13 protein-coding genes are annotated in these 11928 nt (G+C 72.3%); 3 read left to right on the forward strand and 10 right to left on the reverse strand.

The features are described from left to right. Window positions 1-126 precede the first annotated feature (126 nt). The 5 genes from ligA to FGF04_RS02195 all read right to left on the reverse strand — a co-directional run bounded on the left by ligA (window position 127) and on the right by FGF04_RS02195 (window position 5416). Window positions 127-2361, reverse strand: a complete 2235-nt coding sequence (ligA, locus tag FGF04_RS02175) for an NAD-dependent DNA ligase LigA (RefSeq protein ID WP_149509471.1) — start codon at window positions 2359-2361, stop codon at window positions 127-129. 24 nt (window positions 2362-2385) lie between these two features. Continuing rightward, window positions 2386-3405 carry a methionine synthase gene (locus FGF04_RS02180; RefSeq protein WP_149509472.1) on the reverse strand — a complete coding sequence of 340 codons (1020 nt, stop codon included), beginning with the start codon at window positions 3403-3405 and terminating at the stop codon, window positions 2386-2388. 74 nt (window positions 3406-3479) lie between these two features. Beyond that, window positions 3480-4169, reverse strand: a complete 690-nt coding sequence (locus FGF04_RS02185) for an SDR family oxidoreductase (protein WP_149509473.1) — start codon at window positions 4167-4169, stop codon at window positions 3480-3482. A gap of 106 nt (window positions 4170-4275) precedes the next feature. Then, complete coding sequence (locus tag FGF04_RS02190) at window positions 4276-4728, reverse strand: DUF5707 domain-containing protein (RefSeq protein ID WP_149509474.1); 453 nt, start codon at window positions 4726-4728, stop codon at window positions 4276-4278. A 148-nt stretch (window positions 4729-4876) separates the two neighbouring features. Next, window positions 4877-5416 (reverse strand): LOG family protein, encoded by a 540-nt coding sequence (locus tag FGF04_RS02195; protein WP_149509475.1) that lies wholly within the window; start codon window positions 5414-5416, stop codon window positions 4877-4879. Window positions 5417-5546: 130 nt separating this feature from the next. On the opposite strand from FGF04_RS02195, the gene FGF04_RS02200 reads away from it, so the two are divergent. Continuing rightward, window positions 5547-5879, forward strand: a complete 333-nt coding sequence (locus tag FGF04_RS02200) for a DUF427 domain-containing protein (RefSeq protein ID WP_235882138.1) — start codon at window positions 5547-5549, stop codon at window positions 5877-5879. Window positions 5880-5986: 107 nt separating this feature from the next. Here FGF04_RS02200 and mnmA read toward each other — a convergent pair whose 3' ends face one another. Next, window positions 5987-7114, reverse strand: a complete 1128-nt coding sequence (mnmA, locus tag FGF04_RS02205; protein WP_149509477.1) for a tRNA 2-thiouridine(34) synthase MnmA — start codon at window positions 7112-7114, stop codon at window positions 5987-5989. A 60-nt stretch (window positions 7115-7174) separates the two neighbouring features. Here mnmA and FGF04_RS02210 point away from each other — a divergent pair, with 60 nt between their 5' ends. After that, window positions 7175-7897 (forward strand): N-acetylmuramoyl-L-alanine amidase, encoded by a 723-nt coding sequence (locus tag FGF04_RS02210; protein ID WP_149509478.1) that lies wholly within the window; start codon window positions 7175-7177, stop codon window positions 7895-7897. 26 nt (window positions 7898-7923) lie between these two features. On the opposite strand, the gene FGF04_RS02215 is transcribed toward FGF04_RS02210, so the two are convergent. From FGF04_RS02215 to FGF04_RS02230, 4 genes are all read right to left on the reverse strand, one after another. Further along, window positions 7924-9222, reverse strand: coding sequence for a DUF6777 domain-containing protein (locus FGF04_RS02215; protein ID WP_188113926.1), 1299 nt, complete (start codon window positions 9220-9222; stop codon window positions 7924-7926). A 240-nt stretch (window positions 9223-9462) separates the two neighbouring features. Further along, complete coding sequence (locus FGF04_RS02220) at window positions 9463-10632, reverse strand: cysteine desulfurase family protein (RefSeq protein ID WP_149509480.1); 1170 nt, start codon at window positions 10630-10632, stop codon at window positions 9463-9465. Between the two features lie 83 nt (window positions 10633-10715). Further along, entirely contained in the window at window positions 10716-11015 is a 300-nt protein-coding gene (locus FGF04_RS02225; RefSeq protein ID WP_408055580.1) for a DUF4190 domain-containing protein, read from the reverse strand. A gap of 72 nt (window positions 11016-11087) precedes the next feature. Next, entirely contained in the window at window positions 11088-11255 is a 168-nt protein-coding gene (locus FGF04_RS02230; RefSeq protein ID WP_149509481.1) for a hypothetical protein, read from the reverse strand. A 115-nt stretch (window positions 11256-11370) separates the two neighbouring features. Here FGF04_RS02230 and FGF04_RS02235 point away from each other — a divergent pair. After that, window positions 11371-11928 (forward strand): TetR family transcriptional regulator (locus FGF04_RS02235; protein WP_149509522.1); only part of this gene is annotated, 558 nt, incomplete at its 3' end.

Consider the following 11928-nt stretch of genomic DNA (forward strand, 5'->3'; position numbering starts at 1 on the left):
GGCAGGCGCACATCTCAACAGTAGGCCGCAGAAGGCCTCTACGGGCAGCCGTCGTCCGCGGTTGCCCGAATGCGACCCGGGCACCCGTATGCATCTGGTATGCGCCGAACGGGTGGTCTTCAACCGCTACTCCTCGACCGGAAGTGCCGCCTCGGCCGCCGCTTCCGGTCCCTGTTCGAGCAGAACGGCGAAACCGTCCTCGTTCAGAACCGGCACTTTGAGTTGCATCGCCTTGTCGTACTTCGATCCGGGGTTGTCACCCACGACCACGAAAGACGTCTTCTTCGAGACGGAACCGGCCACTTTCGCACCCCGGCTCTGGAGTGCCTCTTTCGCTCCGTCGCGGGTGTGACGTTCCAGCGTGCCGGTGACCACGACGGTCAGGCCCGCGAGCGGGCGGGGTCCCTCGTCCTCGCCGGAGCCCTCGTCCTCCATGCGGACGCCGGCGGCCTTCCACTTGCGCAGGATCTCCTGGTGCCACTCCACCGCGAACCACTCCTTGAGGGAGGTCGCGACGGTGCCGCCGACGCCGTCGACCGCCTGCAGCTCCTCCTCGGTGGCCTCCTGGATGCGGTCGATGGACCGGAACTCGCGCGCGAGCGCCTCGGCGGCGACCGGACCGACATGCCGGATGGACAGACCGGTCAGGATGCGCGCCAGCGGACGCTCCTTGGCCGCCGCGATGTTCTCCAGCATCGCGAGGGCGTTCTTCCTGGGCGCGCCCTCCTGGTTGGCGAAGACGGTCGCGACCTTCTCCTCGCCGGTCTCCGGGTCCCGCTTGGGCAACCCGCTGTCCTGGTCCAGGACGTACGCCCGGATGGGCAGCAACTGCTCGATGGTGAGGTCGAAGAGGTCGCCCTCGTTGCGCAGGGGCGGCTCCGCCGGCTCCAGCGGTTTGGTGAGCGCCGCGGCGGCCACGTAGCCGAAGTTCTCGATGTCCAGGCACTTGCGGCCTGCGAGGTAGAAGAGGCGCTCGCGCAACTGGGCCGGGCAGGTGGCGCTGTTCGGGCAGCGCAGGTCGATGTCGCCCTCCTTGGCGGGCGCCAGCGGTGTGCCGCACTCGGGGCACTCGCCGGGCATCACGAACTCCCGCTCGCTGCCGTCCCGCAGGTCGGCGACCGGCCCGAGGATCTCCGGGATGACGTCCCCGGCCTTGCGCAGCACCACGGTGTCGCCGATGAGGACGCCCTTGGCCTTGACCACGTCCTGGTTGTGCAGCGTCGCGAACTCGACCTCGGAGCCCGCCACCGTGACCGGCTCCACCTGGGCGAACGGGGTGACGCGGCCGGTGCGCCCCACGTTCACCGTGATGTCGACGAGCTTGGTGTTGACCTCCTCGGGCGCGTACTTCCACGCGATCGCCCAGCGGGGGGCGCGGGAGGTCGAGCCGAGGCGGCCCTGGAGGGGGATCTCGTCGAGCTTGACGACGACGCCGTCGATCTCATGTTCCACGGAGTGGCGGTGCTCGCCGTAGTACGCGATGTACTCCCGGACGCCGTCCATGTCGTCGACGACCTTGCCGTAGGGGGTCGTCGGCAGGCCCCACTCGCGCAGCAGCTCGTAGGCGTGCGAGAGGCAGTCGATGTCGAAGCCCTCGCGCGCGCCGATGCCGTGCACCACCATGTGCAGCGGGCGGGTCGCCGTGACGCGGGGGTCCTTCTGGCGCAGTGAACCCGCGGCCGCGTTGCGGGGGTTGGCGAAGGGCTTGTCGCCGGCCTCCACCAGGCGGGCGTTGAGCTCCTCGAACTTGCTCATCGGGAAGTAGACCTCGCCGCGGATCTCCACGAGGTCGGGGACGCGCTCGCCGCGCAGCCGGTCCGGGATCTCCGCGATCGTACGGACGTTGGGGGTGATGTCCTCTCCCGTGCGGCCGTCGCCGCGGGTCGCCGCGCGCGTGAGCCGCCCGTGCTCGTACGTGAGGTTGACCGCGAGCCCGTCGACCTTCAGCTCGCACAGGAAGTGGTACGCCGACGTGCCGACCTCCTTGGCGAGGCGGTCGGCCCAGGCGCTCAATTCCTCGTCGTCGAAGGCGTTGTCCAGGGAGAGCATGCGCTCCCGGTGCTGGACGGCCGTGAATTCCGTCGCGTACGCCCCCGCCACCTTCTGGGTCGGCGAGTCCGGGGTGCGCAGCTCGGGGTACTCCTGCTCCAGGGCCTCCAGGGCCCGCAGGAGTTTGTCGAACTCCGCGTCGCTGACGACCGGCGCGTCCTTCACGTAGTACCGGAAGCGGTGCTCCTCGATCTGCTCAGCGAGCTGCGCGTGCTTCTCCCGTGCCTCGCTGGGCGCGGGCCCCGCGGCCGCGGCCGCAGTGGCTTCCGCGTCCGCAGCCGAAGGGGTCTGTGCGTCCTTGTCGCCGGCCACCGTGTCGTCCTCCCGTTACTGTGACTACTCTGGGTTGTCCGCGAGTGATCTTGCCGCCCGGACGCAGTGGGCGAGCGCCCTGCGCGCGTACTCGGGGGAGGCGCCCGCGAGCCCGCACGACGGGGTGAGCGTGACCGCGTCCGCGAGAAGCCCCGGACTCAGCCCCAGCCTGCGCCACAGCGTCCTGACACCCATGACGCTACCGGCAGGGTCCGACAACGGGCCGTCCGTCCCCGGCACGACACCCGCGAAGAGCTTCGTTCCGCCTTCGACCGCTTCCCCGATCGTGTCGTCGTCACGTTCCGTGAGGAGCGCGAAGTCGAAGGAGACGGCGGCCGCCCCGGCCCTGCGCAGCAGCGCGAACGGCACGTCGGGGGCGCACGAGTGCACGACGGACGGGCCGCCCTCCTGCACGCCGAGGACGTCCCGCAGGCCGGCCTCGACGACCTGGCGGTCCACGGCCCGGTGGGTGCGGTAGCCGCTGGCGGAGCGCACCTGACCGCGCAGGACGGCGGTGAGGGAGGGTTCGTCGAGCTGCAGCACGACCTCGGCGCCGGGGACCCGGCGGCGTACCTCGGCGAGGTGCGCGCGCAGGCCCTCGGCGAGCGAGCCGGTGAGGTCGCGGCAGGCTCCGGCGTCGGAGAGCGCCACCTCGCCGTTGCGCAGCTCCAGGGCGGCCGCGAGCGTCCAGGGCCCCACCGCCTGCACCTTCAGCGGCCCTTCGTACCCCTGGGTGAACTCCTCCAGGGCGTCCAGGTCCTCGCCGAGCCAGGACCTGGCCCGCTTGGTGTCGCGGCCCGGCCGGTCCCCCAGCCGCCAGCCGCTGGGCTCCACGCGCGCGTAGAGCTCGACGAGCATCCCGGCGGTGCGGCCGATCATGTCCGCGCCGGGGCCGCGGGCGGGCAGTTCCGCCAGGTACGGCATGCCCGTCTCCGGGCCCTCGAAGGTCCCGGTCACGGACTTGGCGGCCTCCCGGGCGTCCCCGCCCGGCATCGATCCGACACCGGTGGCGGGGCCGGGCCTGAACTCGCTGTTTTCGCTCACCCGGGAAGCCTACGGAACCCGGGGGGCTCCTCTCGCCGGGCCCCGCGGGAGGGGCCCCGCCGCGCGGCGGCCGGTCAGCGTCCCGGACGGACCGTCAGGTCGTTGACCTCGGCGTCCCTGGGCAGGTCCAGCGCCATGAGGATGGTCGTCGCGACGGACTCGGGGTCGATCCACTGCGCCGGGTCGTACTCCTTGCCCTCCTGCTGGTGCACCTTGACCTGCATGGGGCTCGCGGTGCGGCCGGGGTAGACGGAGGTGACGCGGACGCCGTTCTCGTGCTCCTCGTGGCGCAGGGCGTCGGCGAGCGCCTTCAGCCCGTGCTTGGAGGCCGCGTACGCGGACCACTCGTGGCCGGCCCTGAGCCCGGAACCGGAGTTGACGAAGACCACGTGCCCCTGCGCGAGCCGCAGTTGGGGCAGGAAGTGGCGGGTCAGCTCGGCGGGCGAGATGAGGTTCACGTCGAGCTGGTGGCGCCACGTCTTGGGGGTCAGGTCGCCGACCCGCCCTAGGTCGATGACCCCGGCGACGTGCAGCAGCGAGTCGACGCGGTCGGGCAGCGTCTGGTGGGAGAACGCCCAGGACAGCCGGTCCGGTTCGGCGAGGTCGCCGACGAGGGTCCGGGCGCCGGGGAACTCGGCGGCCAGTTCCTTCGCGCGGCCCGCGTCGCGCGCGTGCAGCACGAGGTCGTCCCCGCGCGCGTGGAGGCGGCGGGCGACGGCCGCGCCGATGCCGGAGCCGGCTCCGGTGATCACATGAGTAGCCATGCGGACCATGCTCGCAGCATCGGCGCGTGCGCCCCGACGGCAGGGCGGGGCGGGGCGCAGGAGGCGGGGCTCACTCCTGCCGCGCCTCCCGTGCCTGCCGGGCGGGTCAGCGGACGGTGAAGCCGGCCGCCTCGGTGTCCAGGGTCGTGGCGCCGTTCCCGTCGGTGGCCAGGACGGCGACGTGCCAGGCGCCGCGCGGGGACGATGCGGCGTCGTCGCCGGTGACCGCGACGGTGTAGGTGCAGCGCGCGGTGTCCTCACCCGACGGCTTGCAGACGGCGGACTCCGCCGCGACCATGTCCTTCTCCGTCAGCCCCTTCTCGGCGAAGGAGGAGTCCTGCGGCCACGCGAGGACCTTCACGCTCTTCACCCCGGAGGACGCCGTGACGTCGGTGGCGAACGTCAGCGAGCCGTCGCGGCCGCCGTCGGGAGCGGTGTAGCGGGCGGCGCCGTCCGCCAGCGCCGGGGGCTGCTCCCCGGCGTGGGCGAGGGCGAACGCACCGGCCCCGCCGAGCAGGACGACACCGGCGGCGACGGACAGGGCGATACGACGGGACATGGGGTTCTCCACAACTGACTCGGCTGGGACGGCCGGCGCCCCTCGTGTGCGCCGCTGCACCGATACTCGCCGCGCGCCACCCGCCCGGTCATGAGCGCATGTACTCAGCCGGACCTGGGTACGCCCGCCCGCGCTGCCGCTCCCCCGCTCACTGCGTGCCGCGGCTCTCCTCCAGGTAGGCGAGCGCCCCCACGGCCTCCTCGGCGAAGAACACCAGGTCGGTGAGGGGCACGGGCAGGAATCCCTCGGCCTCCATGCGCAGGAACTGCTCCTTGAGGCCGTCGTAGAAGCCGGCGGTGTTGAGCAGGACGACGGGCTTCTGGGTGTGCCCGTGCTTCTTCAGCTCCAGGATCTCGGTGGCCTCGTCGAGGGTGCCGGTGCCGCCGACCATGATGACGACGGCGTCGGCCTTCTGCAGGAGCAGCGCCTTGCGCTCCGCGAGGTCCCGCGCGACGACCATCTCGTCCGCGTCCTTGCGCGCCCTGGCGCCGAGGAACTCCACGGAGACGCCCACCAGCCGTCCGCCCGCCTCCCGCACGCCGTCGGCGACGACCTTCATGAGCCCGACGTCGGAGCCGCCCCACACGAGCGTGTGCCCGCCCTTGCCGAGCAGTTCGGCGAACTCGCGGGCGGGCCGGGTGTAGCGCTCGTCGAGTTCGGCGGCGGAGAGGAAGACGCAGATGTTCATGGGCTCAATTTACGGGTCTTCCTCCGCATGCCGGCAGAGGGAAGAACACGACGCCACCGGACGCTGTACCTGTCCAGGACGCGGCCGCATCCCCGCGACCGCCGCACGACCGCCACCGAGGAGTGGGACTGTGACCAAGGGCCATCGCATCACCGTCGAGCAGGGCACCGAGCACGTCAGGGCGGTGCACAACGGCCAGGTGCTCGCGGACAGCACGCGTCCGCTGGTGCTGCGCGAGACGGGTCTCCCGCCGCGCTACTACCTCCCGCCGGAGGACGTCCACGTGGACCTGCTGACCCCGTCGGACACCTCCACCCACTGCCCGTTCAAGGGCGACGCGTCCTACTGGTCGCTCCCGGACGCCTCGGACCTGGTCTGGGCGTACCCGGACCCGAAGCCGGAGGTGGCCGAGATCAAGGACCACTTCTGCTTCTACGAGGTGGAGACCGTCACCGCGGAGTGACACCACCGGTCCCTGCGCCGTGGTCCTCCGCGAGAGCGACCGCCCGGTCGACGTGGTCATGGTCGACCGGGCCGCGTTGCGCGCGCTCGTGCAGAGTCTGCGGAGTCTCAGGCCGGCGCCGTGACCCGCTGCGTCGTCGCGATCGTCGCCGAGCCGACCACGCGGGTGCCGTCGTAGAGGACGATCGCCTGGCCGGGGGCCACTCCGCGCACCGGCTCGGTGAACGTGACCTCCAGGGTGCCGTCCAGCAGTTCGGCGCGGACCTCCGTCTCGCCGCCGTGGGCGCGCAGCTGGGCCGTGTACGTGCCGGGGCCCGTCGGGGCCGTGCCGCACCAGCGGGGCTTGACGGCCGTGAGGGCCGAGACGTCCAGCGCGGCCACCGGGCCCACCGTCACCGTGTTGTTCACCGGCGAGATGTCCAGGACGTAGCGCGGCTTGCCGTCGGGCGCCGGGGTGCCGATGCGCAGGCCCTTGCGCTGGCCGATCGTGAAGCCGTACGCCCCCTCGTGGCTGCCGACGACCGCGCCGGACTCGTCGACGATGTCGCCCTCCGCCTTGCCGAGACGCTTCGCCAGGAAGCCCTGCGTGTCGCCGTCGGCGATGAAGCAGATGTCGTGCGAGTCCGGCTTCTTGGCCACGGCCAGGCCCCGGCGCTCGGCCTCCGCCCGGATCTCGTCCTTGGTGGTGAGCGTGTCGCCGAGGGGGAAGAGGGCGTGGGCCAGCTGGCGGTCGTCCAGGACCCCCAGGACGTACGACTGGTCCTTCGCCATGTCGGAGGCGCGGTGCAGCTCGCGCGTGCCGTCCTCGTTCACCAGGACCTTCGCGTAGTGGCCCGTGCAGACCGCGTCGAAGCCGAGGGCGAGGGCCTTGTCCAGCAGGGCCGCGAACTTGATCTTCTCGTTGCAGCGCAGGCACGGGTTCGGGGTGCGGCCCGCCTCGTACTCGGCCACGAAGTCGTCCACCACGTCCTCGCGGAAGCGCTCGGCGAGGTCCCACACGTAGAACGGGATGCCGATGACGTCCGCGGCCCGGCGGGCGTCGCGCGAGTCCTCGATGGTGCAACAGCCCCGCGCGCCCGTACGGAACGACTGCGGGTTCGCCGAGAGGGCGAGGTGCACACCGGTCACGTCGTGCCCGGCTTCCGCGGCACGGGCGGCGGCGACGGCGGAGTCCACGCCGCCGGACATGGCGGCCAGGACGCGGAGGGGGCGGGGGCGCTGCGAGGTCTCAGTCATAACTCCTCAAGGGTACGGGTCGCCGGGAACCGCAGCCCGCGAGTATCCGTTGACGATCACATGGGGGAGACGACGAACGACTCCGGCGGGCCCGGCGGCGACTCCGACCGGCGCATCGGGCGCCGTGCGCTGCTCATCGGCGGGGCCGCGGCCGCCGTGGGCACCGCCGTGCTGGCCCGGGACGAGCTGGGCCGGCTGTGGTGGCGCACACCGGGTGTGGAGAAGCCGCGCAAGGAGGGCGAGGTCGACTTCCGCGGCGCGGACTGGGTGGCGGCGTCCTCGGCGAACTGGCGGCGGGCGGACCGGCCGGACGACTTCGGCATAGACCGCGTGATCATCCATGTCACGCAGGGCAGCTTCAGGAGCGCGGTGAAGGTCTTCCAGGATCCGGGCCACGGCGCCGCCGCGCACTACATCGTGGGTCAGGACGGCCGCATCACGCAGATGATCCGCGAGCTGGACGTGGCCTTCCACGCGGGCAACCGCGACTTCAACGAACGCAGCGTCGGCATCGAGCACGAGGGGTTCGTCGACCGGCCCGAGGACTTCACGGACGCGATGTACGAGGCGTCGGCCCGTCTGACGGCCCGGATCTGCGCCCGGTACGACATCCCCGTCGACCGGGAGCACATCATCGGCCACGTCGAGGTGCCGGGGACCGACCACACCGACCCGGGTCCGCACTGGGACTGGAAGCGGTACATACCGCTGGTCCGCGAGGCCGCGGAGCGGGCGGCCTCCCCGACGCCGACCGCCGGGCCCACCCGCACGGCCGGCGCGTAGGCCGGCCGGCTCGCGGAACAGCCGGCTCACGGAACGGCCGCCCCTGTGTCCGTACCGGCGTCGGCTCCGGCATCCGTACCGGCATCTGTACCGGCATCCGCGCCTCCGTCCGCACCGGCGTCCGTGCCGCCGTCCGCCCCTTCGTCCGTTCCCCCGTCGACGCCCCCGTCCGTCGTGGTGGTGGTCTCCTCGCCCACCGTCAGGCTCACCGTGCTGCCGGGCTCCACCTGGCCGCCCTCCGGGTCCTGGTCGATGACGAGGCCCACCTGGTCGGCGGAGGCGCCCTGGAGGGCCACGGCGGGTTGCAGACCGGCTTCGTAGATCAGCTGTTCCGCCTCCTCCTGGGGCATGCCGATCACGGAGGGCACGTCCACCAGGCCCTCCGTCGCCGTGCCGGAGACCATCAGGGTCACCGTGGAACCGGCGGGCACCGTCGTGCCGTCCGCCGGATCGGTGCCGGTGGCCAGTCCGGTCCCCACCTCGGGGACATCGACGCGCTCGGTCTCCACGGTGAGGCCCAGACCGGTCAGCGCCTCCGTCGCCTCGCTCTCGGTCATGCCCCTGACCGCCGGTACCGTGACCGACTTCTTGTCCGGACCCTTCGTGTCCGGGTCCGTGGGCAACGGGAGCGGGATCTGCTGGTCGGGGTCGTCCACGTCCACCACGACCAGGCTCTTCTGCTTCTCGTCGGCCTTCTCGACCCGTACGACGCGGTCCTTGCGGACGTGCCACTTCCTGTTGCCCTTGTCCCGGTTCTTGAACTCGACGTCCACGTCGCCGGGATCCTGGCCGCTGACGGCCAGCGGGTTGCCGCAGTTGCACTTCACCCGCGGCACGCCGAAGAGGTCGACGAGGACGGCGGTGCCCGCCTCCAGGACGGCGTCGTAGCGGTTCGCCCTGCCCTTGCGGTAACCGTGGTTGGCCACGAGGGTGTCACCGGCGAGGAGCACCTCGGTGAGGGAGCCGACGAACTGCCGCACCTTCTTGTTCCGGGCGCTGATGCCGAGGGCCTTGGCCCAGGCCGTCTTCTTCCTGACGTTGGCCGCGTTCAGCAGGAACTCCAGCAGCAGCTGCGTGTCGCAGACGTCCAGGTCCCGGCTGCCCCCGTACAGGCCCGGTTCGTCGCCCTTGCGCGACCCGCCCTTCTCCGTACGGCCCTTCCTCAGCTCGGCGTCGTCCCCGAGACCGCCGGTGAAGAAGGCGTTCTCGGCCACGTACCCGGCCGCCTCACCGGCCACCGCGCGCGCCGCGCACGCGAGACCCGACATGCAGCCGAGGACCAGGGCGAAGGCTATGAACGCCCCCGCGGACCTGTGGGTGACCATACGGAACCGCCTGTCGGCGCGCGCCATGCCGCTCCCCCGTTCGCGCCCGGACCGGWCCGGTCCGCCGACGCCAACGGTCGCAGTAGCAAGGGTTTTCAGCCCTCCTCGTCACCCGGACCGGGGAGCGTATTTCGGCTCGCCCCGGCGGCGCGACCGCGCTCCGTCACCGCGCCGATCCCCTTCACCACGGCGCGCGTTCGCCACCGCGCGCCACCACGGCGCAACCGGGAGAACCCGTCCCTAGGTGAGTCCGGCCGTCCGGGCCCGTTCCACCGCCGGGCCGATCGCCTTGGCGACCGCCACCACGTCCGCCTGTGTCGAGGTGTGGCCGAGGGAGAAGCGCAGGGTGCCGCGGGCCAGGTCCGGGTCGGTGCCGGTGGCCAGCAGGACGTGGCTGGGCTGGGCCACGCCGGCCGTGCACGCGGAGCCCGTGGAGCACTCGATGCCCTGCGCGTCGAGCAGCAGGAGCAGCGAGTCGCCCTCGCAGCCCGGGAACGTGAAGTGGGCGTTCGCGGGGAGGCGGCCCCCCCGCGCCGGGTCGCCGCCCAGGATCACGTCGGGCACCGCCGTGCGCACCGCGTCGACCAGGTCGTCGCGCAGCCCGCCGATCTCGCGGGCGAACCACTCCCGCCGCTCGGCCGCGATGCGCCCGGCCGCGGCGAACGCGGCGACGGCGGGCACGTCCAGCGTGCCGGAGCGCACGTGCCGCTCCTGTCCCCCGCCGTGCAGGACGGGCACCGGGCTGTACGCACGCCCGAGCAGCAGTGCGCCGATGCCGTACGGGCCGCCGATCTTGTGGCCCGAGACGGTCATCGCGGCCAGTCCCGAGGCGCCGAAGTCGACGGGGACCTGCCCGAAGGCCTGGACGGCGTCGGCGTGCAGCGGGATGCCGAACTCCGCCGTCACGTTCGCGAGTTCGCGGATCGGCATGATCGTGCCGATCTCGTTGTTCGCCCACATGACGGTCACGAGGGCGACGTCGTGGGGGTTGCGCTCGATGGCCTCGCGCAGGGCCTCGGGACGGACGCGGCCGTAGCGGTCGACCGGGAGGTACTCGACCGTGGCGCCCTCGTGCTCGCCGAGCCAGTCGACGGCGTCGAGGACGGCGTGGTGCTCGACGGGGCTGGCCAGGATCCGGGTGCGGTCGGGGCCCGCGTCACGGCGGGACCAGTACAGGCCCTTCACCGCGAGGTTGTCGGCCTCGGTGCCGCCGGAGGTGAAGACCACCTCGCTGGGACGGGCCCCGAGGGCGTCCGCCAGGGTCTCCCGGGACTCCTCGACCGTCCGGCGGGCGCGGCGGCCGGCGGCGTGCAGGGAGGAGGCGTTGCCGGTGACGGCGAACTGGGCGGTCATCGCCTCGACCGCCTCCGGAAGCATGGGCGTGGTCGCGGCGTGGTCGAGGTATGCCATGGTGTGCCCGATTCTAGGGCCCGCCCCCGGGTGGCCCGATCGGGCGGGGGCCGTACGGGTGCGCTCCGGAGCCGGCGCCGGGCTCAGAAGCTCCAGGACAGGGTGTTGTCCGCGGACATGAAGGCGAGCAGGACCAGCAGGTCGGCGACGCCCAGGCCGAGGCCCAGGAAGGCGCGTCCGCGGCGGGTGGTGCCCCGCAGGAGGGCTGCCGAGGCCAGGACGACGGAGAGGGGGCCGAGGACGACGTTCAGGGCGAGCAGGCCGACGAGGCCCAGGACGAACGACGCGACGGCCATGCCGTCGGCGTCACGGGCGGCGTTCCGGCGCCGCGCCGCGGCAGGGGTGGTATTGGCACTGGTGCTGGTGCTGGTGGTGAGTTCCATGTGTCTGCTCCCATCGGGCAGTCGTACGCGGACGGGTCGGGGCGGATCCGGGCGGGCCGCAGTAGGTGACGCCTAGTCGGTGGCGGGCCCGCGGCGGCGGCCGTGGCGCTCGCGGATCGCGAACACGGTCAGCCAGACGCCGATGACCACGGCGGCGATGACGGTGAAGGAGAGCGGTGCGTGGGCCACGGTGCCCAGCACGACGCCCAGCAGCAGGAGCGCTGCGACGAGGAAGAGCATGGGATGCCTCTCGTGGGATTCGGTGAACGCTTGTCGTAACAGTTGTTCACTGACTACCCAGTCTAACGTGATCGACGACTTTCTCATTCCGGAGAACAGTTGTTGACTGCATGGCATGAGTCACAGTTCCGGCGTCCGGCAGGCGCAGAAGCAGCGGACCCGGCAGGCCTTCCTGGACGCCGCGCTGGAGCTGCTGGAGGAGCAGAGCCTCAGCAGTCTGGGTCTGCGCGAGGTCACCCGGGCCGTCGGTGTCGCCCCGACCGCCTTCTACCGGCACTTCCCCTCGATCGCGGACCTCGGTGTCGCGCTGGTGGAGGAGGCGCTGGGAGGTCTGCACCCGATGATCTCCGGCACGGTGTCCGAGGCGGGCGACAGCGGGGAACGCGTGGAGCGTGCGGTCGCGCTGATCGCCCGTCATGTGCGCGCGTATCCGGCGCACGTCCGGTTCGTCGCCCGTGAGCGCAACGGCGGCGTGCAGGCGGTACGGGCCGCCATCGCGGAGCAGATGGACCGGTTCACCGAAGAGGTGCGGGCCGAGCTGGCGCGGCAGCCGGAGTCGGCGGGCTGGAGTGACGACGACCTGCTGATGCTCGCCGGGCTGTACGTCGACCAGATGCTGATGACGGCCAGCACGTTTCTTGAGGCGCGGCCGGAGGAGTGGGAGGGAGTGGGG

Source organism: Streptomyces apricus (assembly GCF_008369065.1).
Classification (GTDB): domain Bacteria; phylum Actinomycetota; class Actinomycetes; order Streptomycetales; family Streptomycetaceae; genus Streptomyces; species Streptomyces apricus.